This is a genomic window from Ruegeria sp. AG1, assembly GCF_056541705.1.
Genome location: NZ_JBQFYU010000005.1, coordinates 51,257 through 73,264, shown reverse-complemented (window position 1 = coordinate 73,264; position 22,008 = coordinate 51,257). Strand labels below are relative to the sequence as shown.

At 59.2% G+C, this 22,008-nt stretch carries 21 protein-coding genes; 12 read left to right on the top strand and 9 right to left on the bottom strand.

Features of this window, described 5'->3' with window-relative positions; all coding sequences use genetic code 11:
* Positions 1 to 122: 122 nt before the first annotated feature.
* The gene (locus tag ACR0B5_RS08675) at positions 123 to 1,004 is read left to right on the top strand and encodes a LysR family transcriptional regulator (protein ID WP_480539959.1); all 882 of its coding nucleotides are present in this window, start codon (positions 123 to 125) and stop codon (positions 1,002 to 1,004) included.
* Here the strand turns inward: ACR0B5_RS08675 and ACR0B5_RS08670 are convergent.
* Positions 1,001 to 1,957 (bottom strand): NADPH:quinone oxidoreductase family protein, encoded by a 957-nt coding sequence (locus ACR0B5_RS08670; protein WP_480539957.1) that lies wholly within the window; start codon positions 1,955 to 1,957, stop codon positions 1,001 to 1,003. The two genes, ACR0B5_RS08675 and ACR0B5_RS08670, sit on opposite strands and share 4 nt — an antisense overlap.
* A 326-nt stretch (positions 1,958 to 2,283) precedes the next feature.
* Here ACR0B5_RS08670 and ACR0B5_RS08665 point away from each other — a divergent pair, with 326 nt between their 5' ends.
* The 3 genes from ACR0B5_RS08665 to ACR0B5_RS08655 all read left to right on the top strand — a co-directional run bounded on the left by ACR0B5_RS08665 (position 2,284) and on the right by ACR0B5_RS08655 (position 4,944).
* Positions 2,284 to 2,655 (top strand): helix-turn-helix domain-containing protein, encoded by a 372-nt coding sequence (locus ACR0B5_RS08665; RefSeq protein WP_170377978.1) that lies wholly within the window; start codon positions 2,284 to 2,286, stop codon positions 2,653 to 2,655.
* 45 nt (positions 2,656 to 2,700) lie between these two features.
* The gene (gene hisN, locus ACR0B5_RS08660) at positions 2,701 to 3,492 is read left to right on the top strand and encodes a histidinol-phosphatase (RefSeq protein ID WP_480539955.1); all 792 of its coding nucleotides are present in this window, start codon (positions 2,701 to 2,703) and stop codon (positions 3,490 to 3,492) included.
* A 114-nt stretch (positions 3,493 to 3,606) separates the two neighbouring features.
* Positions 3,607 to 4,944, top strand: a complete 1,338-nt coding sequence (locus tag ACR0B5_RS08655) for an 8-oxoguanine deaminase (protein ID WP_480539953.1) — start codon at positions 3,607 to 3,609, stop codon at positions 4,942 to 4,944.
* A gap of 61 nt (positions 4,945 to 5,005) precedes the next feature.
* Here ACR0B5_RS08655 and guaD read toward each other — a convergent pair whose 3' ends face one another.
* Positions 5,006 to 6,295 (bottom strand): guanine deaminase, encoded by a 1,290-nt coding sequence (gene guaD, locus ACR0B5_RS08650; protein WP_480539951.1) that lies wholly within the window; start codon positions 6,293 to 6,295, stop codon positions 5,006 to 5,008.
* 143 nt (positions 6,296 to 6,438) lie between these two features.
* Between guaD and mgtE the strand changes: the two genes are divergently transcribed.
* Both mgtE and ACR0B5_RS08640 read left to right on the top strand, forming a co-directional pair.
* Positions 6,439 to 7,830: a magnesium transporter gene (gene mgtE / locus ACR0B5_RS08645; protein ID WP_170665608.1), complete on the top strand. Its 1,392-nt coding sequence runs from the start codon at positions 6,439 to 6,441 to the stop codon at positions 7,828 to 7,830.
* A complete protein-coding gene (locus ACR0B5_RS08640; RefSeq protein ID WP_480539948.1) occupies positions 7,827 to 8,384 on the top strand; it encodes a 5-formyltetrahydrofolate cyclo-ligase in 558 nt (185 codons plus the stop codon). Before mgtE ends, ACR0B5_RS08640 begins: the two co-directional genes overlap by 4 nt.
* A gap of 10 nt (positions 8,385 to 8,394) precedes the next feature.
* Here the strand turns inward: ACR0B5_RS08640 and ACR0B5_RS08635 are convergent, their stop codons facing one another.
* Complete coding sequence (locus ACR0B5_RS08635) at positions 8,395 to 8,628, bottom strand: putative hemolysin (RefSeq protein WP_170377990.1); 234 nt, start codon at positions 8,626 to 8,628, stop codon at positions 8,395 to 8,397.
* An 89-nt stretch (positions 8,629 to 8,717) separates the two neighbouring features.
* Between ACR0B5_RS08635 and ACR0B5_RS08630 the strand changes: the two genes are divergently transcribed.
* The 3 genes from ACR0B5_RS08630 (at position 8,718) to ACR0B5_RS08620 (ending at position 12,219) form a co-directional block, all read left to right on the top strand.
* Positions 8,718 to 9,530, top strand: coding sequence for a TIGR00282 family metallophosphoesterase (locus tag ACR0B5_RS08630; protein WP_480539946.1), 813 nt, complete (start codon positions 8,718 to 8,720; stop codon positions 9,528 to 9,530).
* 77 nt (positions 9,531 to 9,607) lie between these two features.
* On the top strand, positions 9,608 to 11,386 hold the full coding sequence (locus ACR0B5_RS08625) for an SLC13 family permease (protein ID WP_170660019.1): 1,779 nt from the start codon (positions 9,608 to 9,610) through the stop codon (positions 11,384 to 11,386).
* A gap of 98 nt (positions 11,387 to 11,484) precedes the next feature.
* Complete coding sequence (locus ACR0B5_RS08620; RefSeq protein WP_480539944.1) at positions 11,485 to 12,219, top strand: YbaY family lipoprotein; 735 nt, start codon at positions 11,485 to 11,487, stop codon at positions 12,217 to 12,219.
* 4 nt (positions 12,220 to 12,223) lie between these two features.
* Here the strand turns inward: ACR0B5_RS08620 and ACR0B5_RS08615 are convergent, their stop codons facing one another.
* The 4 genes from ACR0B5_RS08615 to ACR0B5_RS08600 all read right to left on the bottom strand — a co-directional run bounded on the left by ACR0B5_RS08615 (position 12,224) and on the right by ACR0B5_RS08600 (position 17,351).
* On the bottom strand, positions 12,224 to 13,885 hold the full coding sequence (locus ACR0B5_RS08615) for an FAD-binding dehydrogenase (RefSeq protein WP_480539942.1): 1,662 nt from the start codon (positions 13,883 to 13,885) through the stop codon (positions 12,224 to 12,226).
* Positions 13,886 to 13,896: 11 nt separating this feature from the next.
* Positions 13,897 to 14,754, bottom strand: a complete 858-nt coding sequence (locus ACR0B5_RS08610; RefSeq protein ID WP_480539940.1) for a bile acid:sodium symporter family protein — start codon at positions 14,752 to 14,754, stop codon at positions 13,897 to 13,899.
* 73 nt (positions 14,755 to 14,827) lie between these two features.
* Positions 14,828 to 15,562 (bottom strand): glutamine amidotransferase, encoded by a 735-nt coding sequence (locus ACR0B5_RS08605; RefSeq protein WP_480539939.1) that lies wholly within the window; start codon positions 15,560 to 15,562, stop codon positions 14,828 to 14,830.
* Between the two features lie 16 nt (positions 15,563 to 15,578).
* On the bottom strand, positions 15,579 to 17,351 hold the full coding sequence (locus ACR0B5_RS08600; RefSeq protein WP_480539937.1) for an SLC13 family permease: 1,773 nt from the start codon (positions 17,349 to 17,351) through the stop codon (positions 15,579 to 15,581).
* A gap of 110 nt (positions 17,352 to 17,461) precedes the next feature.
* On the opposite strand from ACR0B5_RS08600, the gene ACR0B5_RS08595 reads away from it, so the two are divergent.
* Both ACR0B5_RS08595 and ACR0B5_RS08590 read left to right on the top strand, forming a co-directional pair.
* Positions 17,462 to 18,202 (top strand): YebC/PmpR family DNA-binding transcriptional regulator, encoded by a 741-nt coding sequence (locus tag ACR0B5_RS08595; protein ID WP_480539935.1) that lies wholly within the window; start codon positions 17,462 to 17,464, stop codon positions 18,200 to 18,202.
* A 157-nt stretch (positions 18,203 to 18,359) separates the two neighbouring features.
* Positions 18,360 to 19,640, top strand: a complete 1,281-nt coding sequence (locus ACR0B5_RS08590) for an MFS transporter (protein ID WP_170665590.1) — start codon at positions 18,360 to 18,362, stop codon at positions 19,638 to 19,640.
* 17 nt (positions 19,641 to 19,657) lie between these two features.
* On the opposite strand, the gene ACR0B5_RS08585 is transcribed toward ACR0B5_RS08590, so the two are convergent.
* Entirely contained in the window at positions 19,658 to 20,347 is a 690-nt protein-coding gene (locus tag ACR0B5_RS08585) for a nitroreductase family protein (protein ID WP_480539933.1), read from the bottom strand.
* A 4-nt stretch (positions 20,348 to 20,351) separates the two neighbouring features.
* A complete protein-coding gene (locus tag ACR0B5_RS08580; protein WP_480539931.1) occupies positions 20,352 to 21,269 on the bottom strand; it encodes an ArgP/LysG family DNA-binding transcriptional regulator in 918 nt (305 codons plus the stop codon).
* An 86-nt stretch (positions 21,270 to 21,355) separates the two neighbouring features.
* Here ACR0B5_RS08580 and ACR0B5_RS08575 point away from each other — a divergent pair, with 86 nt between their 5' ends.
* Positions 21,356 to 21,955 (top strand): LysE/ArgO family amino acid transporter, encoded by a 600-nt coding sequence (locus ACR0B5_RS08575; protein ID WP_480539929.1) that lies wholly within the window; start codon positions 21,356 to 21,358, stop codon positions 21,953 to 21,955.
* Positions 21,956 to 22,008: the final 53 nt, after the last annotated feature.

The following is a 22,008-nucleotide window of genomic DNA, read 5'->3' as shown; positions in this document are numbered from 1 at the left end:
GTCTATCCTTTCGTTTTTCAGATGGTTTGAATTGGTCTCATCAACTTCCTTGATTTATATGGCGAGTTGGTGCACATTTTAAAAACGAATATTTTTGATTGGATGCATAAGGATTCGTGAACATGAGAAATCTGGACATCACCACATTGCGATCCTTTGTGGCTGTGGCCGATCAGGGCGGCGTCACGCGGGCGGCAGGGTTTCTGCATCTGACGCAATCAGCCGTCTCCATGCAGCTGAAACGCCTGGAAGAGCTTTTGGATCTGGAGCTTCTGGATCGCAGTGGGCGGACCATCGCGCTAACCGCCTCGGGCGAGCAGTTGCTGGCTTATGCCCGCCGGATGATCGCTTTAAATGATGAGGTGATCTCAAAACTCACGGATCAGGCCTTTGAGGGCGAGGTGGTTCTGGGTGTGCCTCATGACATTGTCTACCCGGCGATCCCGCGTGTTCTTCAGCGGTTCAACGCCGATTTCCCACGTGTGCGCGTGCAGTTGATCTCGTCCTATTCGTTGCAACTTAAGGATATGTTCAAACGCGGAGAATGTGACCTGATCCTGACGACCGAACCTTCGTCATCCGACGGTTCTGAGACCATTGCCGAGTTGCCTCTGCGCTGGATCGGGGCGCCGGGTGGGTCCGCCTGGCGCAAGAATCCGTTGCCGATTGCGCTGGGGCGGCGCTGTATGTTCCGCCCCCAGGTTATCGCGGCGCTGGATGCCGCAGGAATCCCGTGGGAGCTTTCGGTCGAAACCGAGAATGACCGCACCATCGAAGCCACCGTCAGCGCTGATCTGGCGATTCACGCGATGCTGGACGGCACCGAGGCCGCACATCTTGAACAGATCGACTCGGGTGGTGTTTTGCCCGAGCTGCCAGCGCATATGATCAATCTCTACGGAGGAGAGCCGGGGCGCGATGCAATCATCGAAGCGTTGGCGCAACTGGTGCGACAGAATTTCCGCATGCTGGGCGGCACACCCCTTCGGGCTGTGGTGGGCTAGGGCGTAACCACGATCTTGCCGGTGGATTTGCGCTCTTTCAACAGGCGGAGGCCGTGTTCGACTTCGTTCAACGGCAGGGTGTGGCTGATATGAGGTGTGATCTTCCCTTCGGCATGCCATTGGAACAGCGTCTGAAAGCTGTTGCGCACGATATCCGGGCGAAACCTGAGGTAGCCGCCGATATAGAAGCCGATCACCGTCAGGTTCTTGACCAACAGGTGGTTGGCCGGGATTTGAGGGACATCGCCACCGGCAAAGCCGATTGGCAGCAGACGACCTTCGGGGTTGGTGGCGCGGAAGGCGGCTTTGAATACGTCGCCGCCAATCGCATCATAGACGACATCAGTGCCTCCCAACTCTTTGACGCGGGAGAGCAGGTCTTCCGAGGCGTCGATCAGGTGATCCGCCCCGGCGGCCTTTGCAACCGCCAGCTTTTCCGCACTGCGCGCCTGCGCGATCACTGTCGCGCCCATCAGTTTGCCGATCTCCACCGCGGTCAGTCCGACGCCACCGGCTGCTCCGGTCACGAGCAGGGTTTCACCCGGCTGCAATCGGGCGCGATGGTCCAGTGCCAGATGGCTGGTCCCGTAGGCGATCTGAATGGCGGCAGCCTCTTCAAAACTGGTATCATCCGGGATGGGGATGGCCCGATCCGCGTCGAACACTCCGTACTCGGCCAACCCGTCCTGGCCCGAGTACACGGCGACACGGTCACCAACCTTCAAGCCAGAGACTGCTGGCCCCAATTCTTCGACAACGCCGGCAATTTCCATGCCTAAAGTAAACGGAGGGTTTGGCGTATCCTGATATGTGCCCTTCTGCATCAGCAAATCGGCGAAGTTCAGGCCGCATGCTTTGATGGCGATTCTGACCTGTCCCTCGGCAGGTGTTGGCATGGGCAATTCGACAATTCGCGCGTCGACGCCTTTGGATTCAATGCGATATGCAAGCATGATGGTTCATCTCGGTTTTCAGAGAATAGGTCGCAGTATGAGCGAAATTGTCAATGCGTTCAGCTGATTGAGCGCGCTAACGAAGACAGTTTGGTCAGGCCGCGCCGCCAAAATCCCAGAGATGCACAACCATAAACCAATGTACAGAGATTCCAATTCAACCAACTTGAAAAAAAAGTCAAAAGCGGCAATATTGGACGGCAGTGCTGTATCGGGGGATCGCACATGTCTGGTTGGGGGATGCTTATGGGGACTTCTCTAACTTCTGTTTATGTGAACGGCGCGAAGTCCCGCAACAGATGTGTGTGTAGTAGAGGAGAATACCAATGACTCATCACGTCGATGTCCATGTGGGCAAGCGTGTCCGACATCGCCGCTGGCTGATTGGCATGACCCAACAGCAGTTGGCGCAACAAGTTGGTATCAAGTTTCAGCAAATCCAGAAATATGAAACCGGGGCGAACCGAATCAGTGCCTCCCGTCTGTGGGACATTGCCGATGCGCTGGACGTACCGGTCAGCTTTTTCTTTGAAGGTCTTGAAGAAGGCCAAAAAGAGAAATCCGACAAGAGCGCGCTTCCTGCTGACCTGATGGGTGACAAGGAAGCTCTGGATCTGGTGCGCTCTTACTACGCGATTCCGGAAAACCAGCGTCGCCGCCTGTTTGAACTGGCACGCGTTCTCAGCGACGTTGCCTGATCACTACGGCTTGACACCGGCCTGTGTTCGCAGCACCTGTGCTGCATGAGCCAGACCGAACTAACCGACCTTGAAGTTGCCGAAGAAATGGCTGACGCCGCGCGCGCAGCCATCCTTCCGTATTTCAGACAGACCAATCTCGAAACTGACAACAAGCTGGCTGGCGGTTACGACCCCGTTACTGTCGCTGACCGCGCGGCGGAACAAGCCATGCGGGCGGTTCTGGCGCAGCGTCGGCCAGAAGATGGCATTCTTGGTGAAGAATTCGGGCAGGTTGAGGGGTCTTCGGGCCGGACCTGGGTGCTTGATCCGATCGACGGCACTCGCGGGTTCGTCAGCGGTACACCGACCTGGGGCGTGCTGATCGCTCTGTCCACTAAAGATGGTCCGATCATGGGCATTGTGGATCAGCCTTATATCGGTGAGCGTTTTGTGGGAGGATCAGACATAGCTCAACTGACTGGGCCTTTGGGCACAACTGCGTTGAAAACGCGTGGCACAAAGGTGTTGGAGCAGGCGACACTGTTCACGACCTTCCCCGAGGTTGGCACGTTAGAGGATCGTGAGGGTTTTCAAGCCGTAGCTGAGCAAGTTCAGCTGACTCGCTATGGCATGGACTGCTATGCCTATGCTCTGCTTTCTGCCGGTCAGGCAGATCTGGTGATCGAAGCCGGGTTGAACGCCTATGACATTCAGGCGCCGATTGCAGTGATTGAAGCCGCAGGCGGTATCGTCACCGATTGGCAGGGTGGCCCGGCCCACAATGGCGGAAGGGCATTGGCAGCCGCCAACGCTGAAATTCACGCCGCGGCGTTGGAAATCCTGCGTAACTATTGAATGCCATTGCCGCAATTGCCACGCGTGGGTAGACTGGTCTGAGCCAGTTCTTGCGCCCGTTTTCCGCTGGCTGATGCACTCCTTGCTTGAGACGGGCAGAAGCAGGAGCGTGAAATGCCCGAAATACTGATCAAAAACGCCGACACCATCCTGACAATGGATGATGATAGCCAAGAGCTGCACGGCGCAGATATCCTGATCCGAGGCGGCCAGATCGCCGAAATCGGCCAGGGTCTGACAACAACCGGAGAGGTCCACGATGCCTCGGGCTGCGTCATCACACCTGGGTTGGTGAATACGCATCACCACCTTTACCAAACGCTTACACGGGCGGTTCCGGGCGGGCAGGACGCCTTGCTTTTCGGCTGGCTGCAGACGCTCTACCCGATCTGGGCGCGGTTCGGACCGGATGAGATGTTCACTTCGGCGCAGATCGGTCTGGCCGAACTTGCCTTGTCGGGCTGCACACTCAGCTCCGATCACCTGTACCTTTACCCGAACGGAGCGCGGCTCGAAGACACGATTTCCGCCGCCTCGGAATTGGGGATACGTTTTCATCCCACGCGCGGGGCGATGAGTATCGGCGAAAGTGACGGAGGCCTGCCGCCCGACAGTTTGGTCGAGCGTGAGCAGGACATTCTCAACGACATGATCCGCGTGGTGGATGCCTTCCATGATCCTTCCGAGGGGTCGATGTGCCGGGTGGGTCTTGCCCCCTGTTCACCCTTTTCCGTCAGTCGCGACCTGATGCGAGACGCAGCACTGCTGGCGCGCGACAAGGGGGTGATGCTGCATACGCATCTGGCCGAGAATGATGAAGATATCGCCTATTCCGAAGCTCAATTCGGCTGTCGTCCCGGCCAATATGCCGAAGAGCTGGGCTGGACCGGCGCAGATGTCTGGCATGCCCATTGCGTCAAACTGGACGGGGTCGAGATCGACCTGTTTGCAAGGACGGGAACCGGCGTGGCCCATTGCCCCTGCTCGAACTGTCGCCTCGGGTCCGGCATAGCGCCAGTAAGGACCATGCGGGATCAGGGCGTGAAGGTGGGGCTTGGCGCGGACGGGTCGGCCAGCAATGACAACGGCAACCTGATGCTCGAGGCGCGGCAAGCTTTGTTGCTGCAACGCGTGACGAATGGCGCAGACGCAATGTCCGCTCGCGAAGCGCTTGAGATCGCGACACGGGGCGGAGCCGACGTGCTTGGGCGGCCCGATTGCGGGCGGCTGAAGCCGGGCAAACGGGCCGATATTGCCGTTTGGGATACCCGTACAAGCCTCGAAAGCGCGGGCAGTTGGGACCCGGCGGCCTTGCTTCTGGCGGGGCCAATGCAGGTCAAACATCTATTTGTCGAAGGCCGCCAGATCGTGCGCGATGGTCAGATCACGACGATTGAGCTCCCGCGCACCATCGAGACCCAAAACCGTCTGGCCCGCGCGCTTGCCCAATAGTGGGATCCGCCCTTCATCTGGCTAAAAGTATCCCCGCCGGAGGCATGTGCCGAAGGCGCATTCAACGGGCGACCTGCGCCCCTCCGATCCAAACCTCGGCAATGGCGCGGTCGTCTCCCATCATGATGGTGGGGAACACGGCCTCCCACAGATCCTCCGCATGGGCCTCGCGCTGGGCGATAGCCGGGGTCGAGGCGAGGTCGATCACCACCAGATCGGCCTCCATCCCCGGGGCGACATTGCCGATGCAGTCGTCCATTCGCAGCGTTCGAGCCGACCCGACTGTACCCAGCCAAAGCAATTGCGACGGGTGCAAGGGGCGACCGCGCAGCTGGCCGATCTCATAAGCCGCGGCCATGGTCCGCAGCATCGAAAAGCTGGATCCGCCGCCGGTATCGGTGGCCAGGCCAACGCGGTGGCCATCTCGGATCAACCCGTTCATGTCGAATAGGCCCGACCCGATGAAGGTGTTCGAGGTCGGGCAATGCACCAAACCGGCGTCCACCTCGCGCAGCCGATCCCGCTCACGATCTTCCAAATGAATGACGTGACCATAGAGGCCATTCTGTCCCAGCAGGCCGAACTTCTCATAGGTATCCAGATAGTCGCGCGCATCCGGGAACAGGGACTGGACCCACTCAATCTCATCAGTTTGCTCGCTCAGATGGGTTTGCATCAGACAATGCGGATGCTCCGCCCAAAGTGCGCCCAAAGCCTCAAGCTGTTCGGGTGTCGAGGTGGGCGAGAACCGTGGGGTGATCGCGTAAGACAAACGATCCACGCGGTGCCATTTCTCCAGCAGGACCAGGGACTGATCATAGGCCGTTTGCGCCGTATCCTGCAGCCCTTCTGGCGCGTTGCGGTCCATGCAGGTTTTGCCTGCGACAACCCGCTGACCGCGCTGTTGGGCGGCCGAGAAAAAGGCATCGACGCTTTCGGGGTGAATCGTGCAAAAACTGCACATGGTCGTCGTTCCATGCGCGGCTGTTAGGTCGAGGTAACGGTTGGCGATCTCGGTGGCGTAATCGATATCGCCGAACTTCATCTCTTCGGGGAAGGTATAGGTGTTCAGCCAGTCGATCAGCCGCTTGCCCCAGCTCGCGATCATGGCGGTCTGAGGGAAATGCACATGCGGGTCGACGAACCCGGCCATGATCAGGTGAGAGCCGTAGTCCGTAACCTCGGCATCCGGATGCGCGGCACGCAAGCGATCCAGCGCACCAACGGCCTGAACGCGCCCATCCTCGATCACGACCGCTTCGTCGAGTTTGGTGCAATCCGTTGGCTCTCCCTCAAAAGGGGAGCCGTCAAAACTCAGAACGCGCCCTTTCAAAAGCGTCTTTTGCGCCATTCGCCTTGTTCCTTAGCTGTTTGAGCCCGTTCATCAGCATATGCGTGCGAAAGATGAGGGTAAATCGGCGCATTGTCATTGTTTTCCGGTAGCTGCTTCTTCTAATTAGGGGCCAATGGCATGATAAAGAACGGGAGCAGCACATGACCACAGGCATTGATGATCCCGTAACCGACTCCGCTGACGAAGACGTCTACGCACTGGACCGCCGAACCGTTGCGGCGATCCTGTTTGCCGTGGACGTGGATGATCGCGACAAGCTGGTCGAGTTGATGGAGCCGCTGCACGCAGCCGACATCGCTGACCTTCTGGAACAGATCAATCCCTATGACCGTGCGCGCCTGATCCGTCTCTATGACAAAGAGTTCGATGGCGACATCCTTTCGGAACTGGATGAGGCCGTCCGGGAAGAGGTCATTGGTGTCCTGAAACCCGACGTTCTGGCCGAAGCCGTACGGGACATGGACAGCGACGATGTCGTTGACCTGCTGGAGGATCTTGAAGAGCCGCAACAAGAGACGATCCTGGACGCGCTTGAGGATTCCGAGCGGGTCGCGGCAGAGCAGGCGCTGTCCTACCCCGAAAACTCGGCCGGTCGTTTGATGCAGCGCGAGGTCGTCATGGCGCCCGAGCATTGGACGGTGGGGCAGGCCATTGATTTCATGCGCGCCAATGATGACCTGCCGGAACAGTTCTATCATGTTGTGCTGGTTGATCCGCGCCTGAAGCCTGTTGCGCAGATCACCTTGGGTAAGCTGATGGCCGCGCGGCGCGAAGTACCGCTGCGGGATCTGGCGGAAGAGGAATTCCACATCATCCCCGTCGATCAGGACGAAGAGGATGTGGCCTATGCTTTCAACCAGTACCACCTGATCTCGGCGCCAGTGGTCGATGCCGATGGCCGTTTGGTCGGTGTCATCACTATCGATGACGCCATGGTGGTTCTGGACGAAGAACATGAGGAAGACATTCTGCGTCTGGCGGGTGTGAGCGACGAAAGCTCGATCTCGGACAGTGTCGCCGCGACCAGCCGTCGGCGTTTGCCGTGGCTTGCGGTGAACCTGTGTACGGCGATCTGTGCCTCTCTGGTGATTTCGCAATTCGAGGCTGCGATTGATCAGCTGGTGGCGCTTGCGATCCTGATGCCGATTGTGGCCTCGATGGGTGGCAATGCGGGGACGCAATCGCTGACGGTTGCTGTGCGGGCGTTGGCCACGCGCGACCTGACCGCCTCGAACGTCATGCGTGTCATCCGACGAGAGCTGTTGGTCGGCATGCTGAACGGCCTGTGCTTTGCAATCGTTCTGGGCACCGTCGGGATGCTTTGGTTCGATTCGCCGCTGCTTGGGGTCGTGATCGGATCTGCTTTGGTCGTGAACATGATCATCGCGGGCTTTGCAGGTACGGTAGTACCGGTCTTGCTGGACCGAATGGGCATTGACCCGGCGCTGGCATCGGGGACGTTTGTGACAACCACAACGGATGTCATGGGCTTCTTCATCTTCTTGGGACTTGCCAGCGTGGTGCTTCTGTGACCGATCTGACTGAAATCAAGGCGATGGCGCGCAAGGCCGCGTTTGCTCGTCGCAAAACGGCGTTTGACGCTTCTGTGCCGGGTGCTGCGGGCCGTTTGTCCGAGATACTGGCAGGCCATCGAGGCGTGCCCATGTCCGGCTATATGCCAATCCGGACAGAGATTGACCCGCTGCCTGCAATGGCTGAGGCCACAGCCTACGGTCCCGTTGGTGTACCGGTGATTCAGGCCGCGGGGCAGCCACTGAAATTCTCGCGTTGGACGCCTGAGGGCGCGTTGAAGGACGGGCCGTTCGGGGCGAAAGTGCCCGAGGTCGATGACTACTTCGACCCCGAAATCCTGATCGTCCCTCTGGTGGCTTTTGACGCCAAGGGCGGCCGTTTGGGCTACGGCGGCGGGTTCTACGACCGTACCTTGGAAGGGCTACGCGCCAAACGCCCAACCCTGGCGATCGGCTTTGCCTTCGATGCGCAAGAGGCCGAAGGGCTGCCGTTGGAGCCCACCGATCAGCCGCTGGATATGGTCGTTACGGAAAGCCGTGTTCTGACGTTCTAAGGCTCCTTCCTTAGATCGAGTGGTTCTCGCGGAAGTACTCCCAAGCGTCTACCTCGCGGCCGCTGGCCAATATGCAAACGCCGGTTTGCCCGTCGGCACCGTCGCGGATTTCATATTTGCCACCGCTTTCCACGCAGAATGTGGCTGCAGGGTTGGCAATCTGCGTGTTGGAATCGCTCGTTCCCGCCTGGTCACAAGCGGCTAGCGCAGTGAGGCCAAGGGCAGACAATAGGATACGCGACATCAAGTTTCTCCGATCTAAAGGGCTTTGACGGTTTATTACGGCAGCATAACCACTTGTGCTTCGCGTTGACCAGACTTACGACCAATGGGATGAGGATACTTTTTCTGGGTGACGTCATGGGCCGCGCGGGACGCACGGCCATCCAAGAGCATCTGCCGCGTCTGCGCGACGAATGGCGTTTGGATTTTGTTGTGGTCAATGGCGAAAACGCCTCGAACGGGATGGGGCTGTCCGGGGATCATGCCAAACTGCTGCTTGATGCGGGCGCGGATTGCGTGACGCTGGGCGATCATGCCTTCGACCAGAAAGACATGCTGCAACACATCGAGAAAGAGTCGCGAATCTTGCGCCCGGTGAACTTTGCCAAAGGCGCGCCGGGGCGGGGTCATCGCCTGTTCAACGCACCCGGAGGGCGCAAGGTTCTGGTGGTTCAGGTTCTGGGCCAGGTTTTCATGAAGCGACCCTTTGATGATCCGTTCTCGGCGATCGAGCCGATCCTGAAGTCCCACCCGCGTGGCGGACAGGCCAATGCTATCATCGTGGATATGCATTGCGAGGCGACATCCGAGAAAATGGCGATGGGCCACTATTGTGACAAGCGTGCGAGCCTTGTTGTGGGCACGCATACGCACGTTCCTACGGCGGATTCGCAGATTCTGCCCGGCGGCACGGCCTATCTGACAGATGCGGGGATGTGCGGCGACTACGACTCGGTCATCGGCATGGACAAGGTCGAGCCGATGCGTCGGTTCATCACCGGTATGCCTAAGGCGCGCTTTTCCCCGGCCAATGGTGAGGCAACCCTCAGCGGGGTGTTTGTCGAAACCAATGATCAGGATGGCAGCGCAAAATCAGTGCGCATGGTCCGCGTGGGCGGGCGACTAGAGCAGGCCGGGCCGTAAATGCTTGCCCTGATCCTCGCAATGCGGGAAACTGAAAGTCAGGCGCTTGGGCCTAGGGTTCGGACTGAAAACCACGAATGCAATTCCTCTCACTGACAGACACGGGCAGCGCGATACTGGCGCTTTTGGTGGTCGCAGGTATGTTCGTGATGTTCCTTCGCGAGGTCTACCCGACCGAGGTCGTGGCCATTGGTGGCGTCGCATTGATGCTAGTGACCGGCATTCTGCCCTATCAAAGCGCGCTGGCCGTGCTGTCGAACCCCGCGCCTTGGACGATTGCCGCGATGTTCATCATCATGGGAGCCTTGGTGCGGACCGGAGCGCTGGATGCGTTCACCTCAACGGCCCAAAAGCAGGCGCAAGTAAACCCGCGCATAGCGATTGCCTTGCTGATGGGGTTTGTGGTGGTGGCGTCCGCGGTGGTGTCGAACACGCCGGTGGTCGTCGTGATGATCCCGGTTTTTGTTCAGATCGCCCGCACGCTGAACGTACCTGCCTCTAAGCTGCTGATCCCGCTCAGCTATGCGGCCATTCTGGGCGGTACTCTGACCCTGATCGGGACCTCGACCAACTTGCTGGTGGACGGTGTGGCCCGGGCACAGGGCATGCAAGCGTTCACGATTTTCGAAGTCACGCCGCTGGGTATCGTGCTGGTGATCTATGGCATGGTCTACCTGCGCTTCATCGCGCCGCGCCTTTTGCCGGAGCGGGACAGCATGGCCTCGATGCTGAGCGACCGGTCCAAGATGAAGTTCTTTACCGAGGCCGTCATTCCCCCGGAAAGTAACCTGATTGGGCGTGAGGTCACCGGCGTACAGCTATTCAAGCGCCCGGGTGTGCGCCTGATCGACGTTCTGCGCGGAGACGATTCCTTGCGACGTAATCTCAAGGGTGTAACACTAAATGTCGGCGACCGGGTGGTTCTGCGCACGGAAATGACCGAGCTGCTGAGCCTGCAGAGCAACAAGGAGCTCAAGCGGGTTGATCAGCTTTCGGCCGTCGAGACCAAAACGGTCGAAGTTCTGATCACTCCGGGCTGTCGGATGGTGGGGCGAGCGCTGGGCACCATGCGTCTGCGCCGTCGTTATGGTGTCTACGTGCTGGCCGTGCATCGGCGGAACCAGAATATCGGTTTGCAGCTCGATGAGCTTGTCGTGCGGGTGGGGGATACTCTGCTGCTCGAAGGGTCTCCGGCTGACATCCAGAAGCTGGCCGCCGACATGGACATGGTCGATGTCACCCAACCCTCGGCGCGGGCCTTCCGCCGAAGCCATGCGCCAATTGCGATTGGCTCTCTGGTCGGGATCGTGGTTCTGGCGGCGCTGGGCGTTGCGCCGATCCTGCTACTGTCAATCCTTGCGGTTGCTGCCGTTCTTCTGACGCGCTGCATCGACGCGGATGAGGCGTTCTCCTTTGTCGAGGGTCGCCTGCTGGCGCTGATCTTTGCCATGCTGGCCATCGGGGCCGCCTTGGACGCGTCGGGCGCAGTGTCCCTGATTGTCGAAGCGATTGCACCGTCGCTGAGTGTTTTGCCGCCGTTCCTGATCATCTGGGCAGTGTACCTGCTGACCTCGGTTCTGACCGAGCTGGTTTCAAACAACGCGGTCGCCGTGGTTGTCACGCCGATTGCAATTGGTCTGGCGCAAGCCGTTGGGATGGACCCGCGTCCACTTGTGGTTGCTGTCATGGTCGCGGCTTCGGCTTCTTTCGCGACGCCGATCGGGTATCAGACAAACATGATGGTATACGGACCCGGCGGCTATCGGTTCACGGATTTCATGAAGGTGGGTATTCCGCTGAACCTGACCGTTGGGCTGTTGGCATCGCTTCTCATTCCGCTGTTCTGGCCTCTGTAAGATCGGCACTGACCCGCCGTCATTTTGCGGTGCCTCTTGCAAATCTTGGCCGATACACAAAGCTTTATGAATGTATTTTGCGACAAGAGGATTGGACCATGCCTGCAAAAGGAACCGCAATTGCCGCGATCGCCTGCGCGATGATGGCGAGCACCGGCTTTGCCGGAACAGTCGAAGGCTCGGCCAGTTATCGCGAAAGGATCACCGTTCCGCCCGATGCAACCCTGTTTGTTGAGCTTCAGGATGTCTCGCTTGCCGATGCGCCAGCCGTGACGCTGGCGGCGCAACGCTACGCTCTGTCAGCCGTTCCTGCTCCGTTCAAGCTGAGCTATGACGATGCCCTGATCAAGGACGGGCACCGCTATTCTGTGAGGGCGACGATTACTCAAGGGCAAAAGCTGCTGTTCACCACGGACACGGCCTATCCGGTAATTTCAGATGAGGCCGGGAACTCCGTCGATTTGATGCTCGTGCAAGTTCAGGCGCAGGGGGCGACAATGCTGGAGAATTCAGAATGGATCGCCGCCTCGCTAAACGGTGAGCCCATCGAAACGGAGAGACGGCCGGAGCTGATCTTTGGCCAAGGCGGCGCGTTCTCGGGCACAGGCGGGTGCAATCGGTTCACTGGTCAGGCCGAGATCTCAGGCAACCGCATCGAGTTTCCTGATAATATGGCGGCCACCCTTATGGCTTGCCCGCCACCTTTGGATGAGATCGAACGCACCTTCCTGAAAACAATGCAGAGCGTCACAACCTTCGCTGTGCAGGGCGACGCGTTGGCCCTTTTGGATGAGGCGGGCGAACCCGTCATCAAACTGGTCCGCAAGCAGTGACGCGTCAGGCCACAGCGCGGGATCGCCCTGCGTTGCGGCCTGAGAAGATGCAGCCGCCAAGGAAGGTGCCCTCAAGCGCGTTGTAGCCATGATAGCCTCCGCCGCCGAAACCGGCGACCTCGCCGGCAGCAAACAGGCCGGGCACCACTTGCCCGTCCGCTCCGATCATCTGACTGTCCAGATTGGTCTGCAGCCCGCCAAGTGTCTTGCGGGTCAGCACGTGCAGTTTGACCGCAATCAACGGGCCGTTTGAGGGATCTAGGAACTTGTGCGGCTTGGCCGTCCGTATCAGCTTGTCACCGCGATAGTTGCGTGCCGCCAGAATCGCCATCATCTGAGCGTCTTTCGAGAACGGATTGTCGACCTGGGAATCCCGCGCCTCGATCTGCGCCCTCAGATGGGCCTCATCAATAAGACCTCCGCCCAACTGGTTCATGCCGCTGACCAGCTCGGTCAGAGTGTTCGCGACGATGAAATCCTCGCCCTTTTCCTTGAACGCCTCAACCGGGGCTGTGGCTTTGCTGCCCGACAGGATGCGCTGGCGGATTACCTCTTTCCAACTGCCTGAGGTGAAATCTGGGTTCTGTTCCGACCCCGACAGGGCGAATTCCTTTTTGATGATCTTCTGGGTCAGAACGAACCAGCTGTACTCGTGTCCTGTTTTCAGAATTTCGCGCAGCGTCCCTAGCGTGTCGAACCCCGGCAGGCAGGGCGGTTGCAAGCGGTTGCCCTTGGCATCGAACCACATCGAGCTTGGACCGGGCAGGATACGAATTCCGTGTGCGGGCCAGATCGGATCCCAGTTTCGGACGCCTTCCGTATAATGCCACATGCGGTCGCCGTTGATCACATGGCCGCCCGCCTTTTCGCTGATCGCGATCATGCGCCCATCGACGTGAAACGGGACACCTGCGACCATGTCTTGCGGAGGTTCGCCCAGACGGTCGCGGGGCCAGTTCTTGCGGACCATCTCAAAATTCCCTCCGATCCCGCCCGAAGTGACGATGACCGAAGGGGCGTAGTATTCGAACTCGCCCAGCTCTTCACGGTTGGTTTTGGCGCCGCGCTGGACCGTATCCTCGGCCAGAACTTCGCCCGAGACACCTTTGGCGCAGCCGTTTTGCATGATGATGTGGCTGACCTGATGGCGGAACTTCAGCTGGATCAGCCCGGCGCTGACATGCTCTTTCACGCGGCGGATGAAATGTTCCAACACGCCTGGGCCGGTGCCCCAAGTGATGTGAAACCGCGGCACCGAGTTGCCATGCCCGTCCGCATAGGAGCCTCCACGCTCGGCCCAACCAACCACCGGGAACCAGCGCAGACCCATATCGTGCAGCCAAGGACGCATTTCCCCTGCGGCGAACTCGACATAGGCCTCGGCCCATTTACGAGGCCACAGATCGTCGTCGCGATCAAACTGCGCGCTGCCCATCCAATCCCGCAAAGCCAGGTCGTGGCTGTCTTTGATGCCCATCCTGCGCTGCTCGGGCGTGTCGACCATGAACAGGCCGCCGAGGCTCCAGAACGCTTGTCCGCCCAGGAAGCTCTCTGGTTCCTGATCCACAACGATCACCGTCTTGCCCCGGTCGCCCAGCTCAGCCGCAGCCGCCAGCCCGGCCAATCCGCCTCCGACAACGATGGCATCTGCCGTGTTATTGGCCATGTCAGATCCTTTCAGCGTTTGCGAAACCAAAGGAGGAAGGGGAACACAACGACATACATAGTGACGCCATAAACCGCCGAGGGCAAAGCCAGAGTGCTGAACCCGGTCTCGGTTCCCGTGATCAATGCCGCCAAGGTCAACCCGAGGGTCGAGTTCTGGATGCCGGTGTCAATCGAGATGCTTTTACACTCGGCCCAGGACAGGTTCGCCGCGCGTGAGACGCCCAAACCGATCAGAAGCAGGGCGATATTCAAAGACACCAACCCGGTGCCCATGATGCCAAGGTTCTCAATAAAGAGCTGCCAGTTTCCGGCCACGGCGGCGATGACGATCAGCAGGAACAGAGCGCCAGCCAGTTTGGACAACCCGCCCTCGATACGGTTTGCAAACCCCGTTGCAAACCTGCGGACCGTGATGCCGATGGCGACGGGCAGGGTCGTGATCAGGAACATGGCAACCGCCAGCCCAGTGATCGACACTTCGGGCGCGTCTTCGCCCATGAAATGCGCGATGGTCCATGCGGCTAGGATCGGCACAGTCAGGATCGACAGGATACTAATCACCGCTGTCAGGCTGACCGAAAGCGCCACATCGCCCCTGGCAAATTTCGTCAGGATGTTGCTGGTCACACCACCCGGACAAAAGCTGAGCAGCATGAAACCGACGGCAATCTCTGGCGGCAGGCCAAGTAGTTTAACGGTTGCAAACGCCGCGATTGGCAGCAGCACGACCTGACACAGCGCACCGATTGCAAACGGGTATTTGCGGGTCAGGACGCGTCGGAAATCGGCGATCTCAAGCCCGATACCCAAAGACAGCATGATGATAGCCAGCGAAACAGGCAGGCCGACATTGATTAGAAAATCCAAGAACAACTCCTCCCAAAGTCGTTTCAATGCAGACTAAGCGAGGGGGAAACCGTCAGGCAACCGCGTCGTTAGGTCATCTATAGCGTTCTACAAACCGGCGCAGGATTTCGCCCGGCTGTGTGACGTCTGCCGCGTTGCAGATATCGATCAGGCGCTGGGCGTCCTCGGGAGGGAAATATCCGTGGTGTTTGTAAATGTTGATGCGCTGCTCAAAGTCTTTGGCATCGGCTTCCGGATGGAACTGAGTGGCGTAGACGTTCTGCCCCCAGCGGATCATCTGAAACGGGCAGGGGTCCGAGGCGACAAGATGCACGCATCCATCGGGCAGGGTCTGGACGGCCTCTTTGTGGCCGACGAAGGCGTCGAACTTGGGCGAAAGGCCCTCAGTCAACGGATCGGCGGCGCCGTCCTCTGTCAGGCGGCAGGCCGACGGGCCGACCGGCTCGCCGAACTTGGCCTTGCTGACGTCGCCACCCAAATGCGCGGCCAGAACGCCCAACCCATAGCAGCAGCCCATAAAGGGGTGATCCTGCGCGGTGATCTGCGGCATCAGCCCCATGACCGCGTTTTCGATCTTTGTGTCCAACTCGGATTTCGTTGCTGGATCGTCGCTGACGCAGCCGGGACCTCCGCCAACGATGACACCCGCGTAGTCGGTGACATTCAAGCCTTTGGGCAGGTCTTCGCAATCCAGCCGGATGCGGTGGGTTTGCTCGGGCGTCAGGCCGGTTTTGTCGAGGATCGAGGCATATTCGGCATCCGATGCATCAGCCTCGGGGCGCAATTGGAGGATCAGAAAGCGTTTCATAGTCGGGCTTTACCTATCAAAGCGGCCAGAAGACAAGGATCGAAGGGATCGAAACGGCGATGATCAGGATCTCAAGCGGCAGACCCATGCGCCAATAGTCACCGAACCGATAGCCTCCGGGCCCCAGAACCAGCGTGTTGTTCTTGTGCCCGATCGGCGTGAGGAACGCGGCCGAGGCGGCAACGGCAACCGTCATCAGGAACGGATCGGGAGAGACCTCGAGCGTGCGGGCCATCTGGATGCCTACCGGAGCGGCAACAATAGCCGTGGCCGTGTTGTTCAAGACGTCCGACAGCGTCATCGTCACGACCATCAGCACGGTGAGGATGGCCCAGGCGGGCAGGCCATTGGTCAGCTGGATCAGGGCGTTGGCGATCAGTTCTGTGCCGCCTGAGGTCTCTAGCGCGCTGCCCAGTGGAATCATCGAGCCGAGCAGCACCACGACCGGCCATTCGATATGGTTGTAGATGTCACTGATCGGCATGATTTTGGTCAGGACGTAGGCCACCACGACAAAACCCAGCGCGATGGGCAGGTAGATCAACCCGATGCTAGCCGCCAGAACGGCGGCAGCGAAGAGGCCGATGGCGAGCCAGGCTTTTTCGTTTGCCGTTACGTTCAGGCCCCGCTGCGCCAATGGCAGACAGCCCAGCCATTCTGTCACGTCGACACCCCGGTCGCGGGGGCAGAGCAGAAGCAGGATATCGCCGGCCTCGACCTCGGTCTTGCGGACCTGTTCAGTGATGCGGCGACCCTGGCGCGAGATGCCCATCAGAACCGTACTTTGCCGCCACGCTAGCCCTAGCCCCTGTGCGGTACGGCCGGTGATGCGCGCGCTCTCAGTGGCGACAACTTCGATCACCTCAAGCCCGTCGCCTTCTGCCGTCAGCATCTCTTGTCGGCGAGTGTCCGAGAAATCCAGCTTGAGCGCCGCGCGGAACTCATCCAGCGCTTCGGGTCGCGCCTCTAGAACCAGCGCGTCGCCCTCTTTCAGAGTGGCGTGGGCAGATCGGCCATAGCGCCGTTTGCCGTCGCGGATCAGGCCAATGATTGCCACGTCGGATTTCTCGGCATCTTCGTACAGCTCGCTGACACGCTTGCCGATATGGGGCGACTCGGAGGGCAGGGTGAGTTCGGCGATGTATTCGGCCAGTGCCTCGGAGGCTTCTTCCTGCGCGCCTCGGTTTGGGATCAGCCGCCAGCCAATCAGCGACACGAACGCCAAGCCGGCGATGGCCGCGATCCCTCCGACGGGGGCAAAGTCGAACATCTTGAACGGCTCGCCCAAGGTCTCGGCCCGGATCGAGGCGATGATGATGTTTGGCGGTGTCCCGATCAGGGTCGCCATGCCACCCAGGATCGTCGCAAAGCTGAGCGGCATGAGCGTCAGCCCCACCGCGCGCCCCGCTTTGCGCGCGGTCTGTATGTCGACCGGCATCAGGAGGGCTAGTGCAGCGACGTTGTTCATAAACGCCGACAGAACCGCGCCGATTCCGCCCATCAGTGCGATATGGGCGCCAAGTCCACGCGAGGCATCCACAAGAGTGCGCGTGATCAGGAATACGGCCCCGGATCGGACCAGCCCAGCCGAAACTACCAGCACCAAGGCAACGATGATTGTTGCAGGATGCCCGAACCCGGCAAAGGCGTTGTCGACTGGCACAACACCCAGCGTGACCCCGATCATCAGGGCGGTGAAGGCCACAAGGTCATACCGGAAACGGCCCCAAAGGAGCATTCCAAAGACTGTAATGAAAAGCGCAAACAGAATGATTTGATCGGTCGTCATGCGGCCACCTTACCCTCAGATGGGCGTCTCGCAAGCCGCTCTCTTGATCCTTTGCCCCGCAAACGTCTATATGAGCGCCGAATACGCTAACATGATGACGAGGACGCACCATGGCAGGCCACTCCAAATGGGCCAATATCCAGCACCGCAAGGGACGTCAGGACGCCGCGCGGTCCAAACTGTTTTCCAAACTGTCGAAAGAGATCACCGTGGCCGCCAAGATGGGCGACCCCGATCCCGACAAGAACCCGCGCCTGCGTCTGGCGGTGAAAGAGGCCAAGTCAAACTCGGTCCCCAAGGACGTGATCGACCGCGCAATCAAGAAATCGGTTGCGGGCGAAGGTGATGAATACGAAGAAATCCGGTACGAGGGTTACGGCCCCAACGGTGTGGCCGTGATCGTCGAGACCATGACGGATAACCGCAACCGGACGGCCTCGACCGTGCGCTCGACCTTTTCCAAGAACGGTGGAAACCTGGGCGAAACCGGCTCGGTCGGGTTCATGTTCGACCGCAAGGGTGAAGTGGTCTATCAGTCGGATGCAGGTGACGCAGACACCATCTTTGAAGCAGCGATCGAGGCGGGTGCCGAGGATGTCGAAAGCTCGGAAGATGGTCACATCATCTGGTGCGCCGATACCGATCTGAACGACGTGTCGAATGCGCTAGAAGAGGCGTTGGGCGAATCCGAATCCACCAAGCTGGTCTGGAAACCCACCACGACCACTGAGCTGGGTCTTGAAGACATGCAGAAGCTGATGAAGCTGGTCGATGCGCTGGAAGATGACGACGACGTTCAGCGCGTGACAACCAATTTCGAAGCCACTGACGAAGTCATGGCGCAGCTCTGATCACACCAGACATCTGGTACCTGAAAGCCCGGCCCGTTTGGTCGGGCTTTTGTTATTTCAGCTTCTGAAGTGTAGCTTGGCTGATCCGACTCAAGCGATTACTCTTTGAAATGTGGGCGAGAAAACAAAAAGGCTGGCTTTGATGCCAGAGTGATACATGGCGCGTGACCCGTCAGATCTGGCAAAACGCAATGTCCCGGTCCTGGCCGGGCAGAGCATTCTGTCTCAGGTCGCGTGGACCTTAGGCAGCCCGTCGGTGGTTTTGCCGTTTCTGGCAGTCTCATTCGAGTTGCCGATGTTCATCGCGGGGGCGTTGGTCTCGGTTCGTATGGTCGGTAGTATGATCGCGGATTTCTTTCTGGCGCGTTCGATTGCCGCGCGGCCCGAGAAGAAACGCGGGATCGCGATGACCGAAATCGCAATCGGAACCTGCCTTTTGGTCGCCATGGGGGTAGCCGCCACAGGCATCGTGCCGCTGATCGCCATTGCCTTCATCGCAGTCTTTTTCCTGATCGGGCTTATCGATGAGGTGCAGAACCTCATGTTAACCGATCTACTGGGCGATCATGTGCATTCGAAATCCCGAATGATGATGCAGTATTTGCAATTGGGGGCCGGTGGACTGGGCGCCATAGGTTTGGCGCTTTTGCTGCATGAACTGACCAAGGACAATCCGCCGTTTTCGCGCCATTCGGCGGTCATCGCCGTATCCGCCACGTTCTTTTTGCTGTCTGCACTGTCGATACTTGCGATGTTTGAGATCCGCAAGGCCAACAGTTCAGAAGCCAATGAAGCCAAACATTTGGGCCTGTCTTTGAAGGCCAATATCAAGTCCATTTTAAGTATGTTCGAACATGCTTGGTTTCGCCGCTACCTGGTCATGCGCATGCCGCTTGTCGTGGTGTCCTTGTCGGTGCCGTTCTTTGCCCTTATCGCGGCCGAGGCGCATCACAGCTCAGCCAAGGGGCTGACCGCGATGATCGTGTCTTCGGCGTCTGGCTATCTGGTCTCGGCCCCGCTTTGGCAGCTGTTAAACATGAAATCCCATCGTACCGTCATGGTCGCAGGGACTTTGATGGTGACGATCACGGGGATCGTCCTTTTGGCGTTTCACTATCTGGGCATCGACCACGAAGTTCATCTGCATGCGATTGCCCTGTTCATCGCAACGGTTGCCGTCACGGGGATCAGCAGCGCGCGCAAGCTCTACTTTCTGGACGTCGCCCCGAAAGAGCAGCGGGTTCAGGCCTCTGCCGCGATCAAGAGCATTGCACGCCTGACCGCTGTTGCCATGTCAGCCGCATTGGCAGCGGTCGCGCATATGCATGAGGTTTCGCTGGCGGTTGCGTTCATTGTGCTGTGCAGTCTAGTCGCAGCCGCCGCCTGTTATCTGGTCGTGTTGCCCAAGCCTGCCACACCTGATTTGCAGGGCGGATGAAGTCGTTATAGGTCCAATCAGAAGAACGACGAAATCTCGTCCAGAGGTTTCTTCAGCTTGGCAACGGAGGGGACAGTCGCGGCCTCTGAAGGGTGGCCAACAGCGATGATCATCGTCGGCTTTTCCGATGCCGGTCGCCCCAGCGCGTCATTCAGGAATTTCATCGGGTTCGGCGTGTGCGTCAGTGTCGAAAGCCCGGCGTGATGAAGGGCAGCCAACAGAAAGCCCGTTGCGATATTGACGCTTTCCGGGACGTAGTAGTTTTTGTACCGCGTGCCATCCTCGAACTCACCCCAGCGCTGGGCGAAAACCACGATCAGCCAGGGGGCAATGGTCAGGTGTTCTTTGACCGCGTTGGTCCCGATGGGTTCAAGCGCTTTGATCCACTCATCCCCTGCGCCGCCGGCATAGAAGCGACGTTCTTCTTCTTCGGCCTCTTCCCGGATGCGCTGTTTCAAATGCGGGTCAGCGATGGCGGCAAAATGCCATGGCTGATGGTTGGCCCCGGATGGCGCGGTGCCTGCGGTCCGCAAGCAGGTCTGAACTACTTCGCGATCAACGGGGCGGTCGATGAAATCTCGAACGGTATGGCGCTGGCGCATCTTGTCGTAGAATGCCTGGGCGGCTTGCTGCATCTCGGCATCGCTCATCTCGCATCGGTCGGGCAGAGGGATCGGATCATAGCTGAGCGCATCGCGTGAGAACATTGTCTTACTCCGGATTTTTGCTGTTTATCTGGCGGTCGGCATCCGGGATCAAGGCCTTTGCAGCGGCTTGTTTTACAGCTTTGGTCAAGGGGGTCAGGGCAGATGACAACACGCGCCCAATCTGCCAATTGAGGGGCACGTCCAAAGGCGCATCGGGCGCGACTTCGCAAAGCCTGCCATCCTGCAAAGCGTCTCGCACCAGGGGCTCGGGGTTCATGCCCCAACCCAATCCTGCAATAGCGGCATCGACAAACCCATGGGAGGAAGGGATGAAATGCGAAGGCGGCGACAGTCGCTGCCCGGTTTGGGCCGAAATCCAGACCCTTTGAAGGCTGTCCTTGCGATTGAATACTAGGCAGGGCGCTTGTGCCAGCGACCGCGCGGACAATCCCTCACTGAACCAGCGCTTGGTAAATTCCGGGCTTGCCGTCGCGAGATACCGCATCGCGCCAAGGGCATGTGTATCACATCCAGTGACCGGTTGCCCTCCGACGGTGATTGAGGCGCTAACCTCGCCCCGGCGCAGCCAGTCTGCCGAATGCTCCTGATCGTCGATCACCAGATCGAACAACAGGTCCGGCACCTGCGTCATCAAATCGATGAACCACGCGGCCAAAACATCGGCCGGAAGGGCGATGCGCACCCGCGCCGGACCGGGGCCGCTCTCTAGGGTCAGGTCGCGTGCAAGTTGGGACTCCAGCAGCCCGATATCCTCGGCATGTTTGGAAATCCGCAGCCCGGCAGGCGTGGCGGTGCAGGGAGAGCCGCGATTGATCAGGCTGGTGCCGATGCGATCCTCCAACGCTTTGATCCGTTGGGATATTGCCGAGGGCGTGACGGACAGCTCGGAGGCCGCCGCGTCAAAGCTCCCGTGCCGCAGAATCGCGGCCAGCGCGTTCAGGTGATGTGGATCGATCAGCATTAGTCAGACTTAATCCTGTTCAGTATCTTTAATTTGATAGGCCGAGGTGGAGCCGCTAGTCAAACCTTCAAACGACAGGAGGTTTCATGTCCGCCCCCCTCATCGCTGGTTTTGTTCTTAGCTTCAGCCTGATTCTGGCCATTGGTGCGCAGAATGCGTTCATCCTCAGGCAGGGTCTGCGGCGCGAGCATGTGTTTATCCTGTGCCTGACCTGTGCCGTATCAGACGCGATCCTGATTACCGCCGGAATCGCCGGGTTTGGCACGTTGGCACAGGCCGCGCCGTGGTTTGAGACGGTGATGCGCTTTGGCGGCGCCGCGTTTCTGACATGGTACGGGCTGCGCAGCCTGTGGTCGGCCTGGCAGGGCGGGGCGGCGATGGAACTGGGCGAGAACCAACGCACAAGCCTGCGGTCGGCGATGCTGACCGTGCTGGCCTTCACCTGGCTGAATCCGCATGTCTATCTGGATACCGTGGTGCTGATCGGCTCGATCTCGGCCCAGTATGACGACCGGTTCAGCTTTGCCATTGGGGCCGTGACCTCAAGCTTTGTTTTCTTCTTCACGCTGGGCTACGGGGCCAGGATACTATCGCCGTTTTTCGCACGCCCACGCGCATGGCAGGTGCTGGACGCGTTGATAGGGATAGTGATGCTGGGAATTGCGTGGAAGTTACTTGTCATGTGAAGGGTTGTTCTGCCGGTGAATTCGGTGTTCAACCGGGAACATGACAACAGCTT

Excerpts from the sequence above, each read along its gene's own strand:
- ACR0B5_RS08675 (WP_480539959.1), top strand. The coding sequence starts at position 123 with ATGAGAAATCTGGACATCACCACATTGCGATCCTTTGTGGCTGTGGCC.
- ACR0B5_RS08670 (WP_480539957.1), bottom strand. The coding sequence starts at position 1,957 with ATGCTTGCATATCGCATTGAATCCAAAGGCGTCGACGCGCGAATTGTC.
- ACR0B5_RS08665 (WP_170377978.1), top strand. The coding sequence starts at position 2,284 with ATGACTCATCACGTCGATGTCCATGTGGGCAAGCGTGTCCGACATCGC.
- hisN (WP_480539955.1), top strand. The coding sequence starts at position 2,701 with ATGAGCCAGACCGAACTAACCGACCTTGAAGTTGCCGAAGAAATGGCT.
- ACR0B5_RS08655 (WP_480539953.1), top strand. The coding sequence starts at position 3,607 with ATGCCCGAAATACTGATCAAAAACGCCGACACCATCCTGACAATGGAT.
- guaD (WP_480539951.1), bottom strand. The coding sequence starts at position 6,295 with ATGGCGCAAAAGACGCTTTTGAAAGGGCGCGTTCTGAGTTTTGACGGC.
- mgtE (WP_170665608.1), top strand. The coding sequence starts at position 6,439 with ATGACCACAGGCATTGATGATCCCGTAACCGACTCCGCTGACGAAGAC.
- ACR0B5_RS08635 (WP_170377990.1), bottom strand. The coding sequence starts at position 8,628 with ATGTCGCGTATCCTATTGTCTGCCCTTGGCCTCACTGCGCTAGCCGCT.
- ACR0B5_RS08630 (WP_480539946.1), top strand. The coding sequence starts at position 8,718 with ATGAGGATACTTTTTCTGGGTGACGTCATGGGCCGCGCGGGACGCACG.
- ACR0B5_RS08625 (WP_170660019.1), top strand. The coding sequence starts at position 9,608 with ATGCAATTCCTCTCACTGACAGACACGGGCAGCGCGATACTGGCGCTT.
- ACR0B5_RS08620 (WP_480539944.1), top strand. The coding sequence starts at position 11,485 with ATGCCTGCAAAAGGAACCGCAATTGCCGCGATCGCCTGCGCGATGATG.
- ACR0B5_RS08615 (WP_480539942.1), bottom strand. The coding sequence starts at position 13,885 with ATGGCCAATAACACGGCAGATGCCATCGTTGTCGGAGGCGGATTGGCC.
- ACR0B5_RS08605 (WP_480539939.1), bottom strand. The coding sequence starts at position 15,562 with ATGAAACGCTTTCTGATCCTCCAATTGCGCCCCGAGGCTGATGCATCG.
- ACR0B5_RS08600 (WP_480539937.1), bottom strand. The coding sequence starts at position 17,351 with ATGACGACCGATCAAATCATTCTGTTTGCGCTTTTCATTACAGTCTTT.
- ACR0B5_RS08595 (WP_480539935.1), top strand. The coding sequence starts at position 17,462 with ATGGCAGGCCACTCCAAATGGGCCAATATCCAGCACCGCAAGGGACGT.
- ACR0B5_RS08590 (WP_170665590.1), top strand. The coding sequence starts at position 18,360 with ATGGCGCGTGACCCGTCAGATCTGGCAAAACGCAATGTCCCGGTCCTG.
- ACR0B5_RS08585 (WP_480539933.1), bottom strand. The coding sequence starts at position 20,347 with ATGTTCTCACGCGATGCGCTCAGCTATGATCCGATCCCTCTGCCCGAC.
- ACR0B5_RS08580 (WP_480539931.1), bottom strand. The coding sequence starts at position 21,269 with ATGCTGATCGATCCACATCACCTGAACGCGCTGGCCGCGATTCTGCGG.
- ACR0B5_RS08575 (WP_480539929.1), top strand. The coding sequence starts at position 21,356 with ATGTCCGCCCCCCTCATCGCTGGTTTTGTTCTTAGCTTCAGCCTGATT.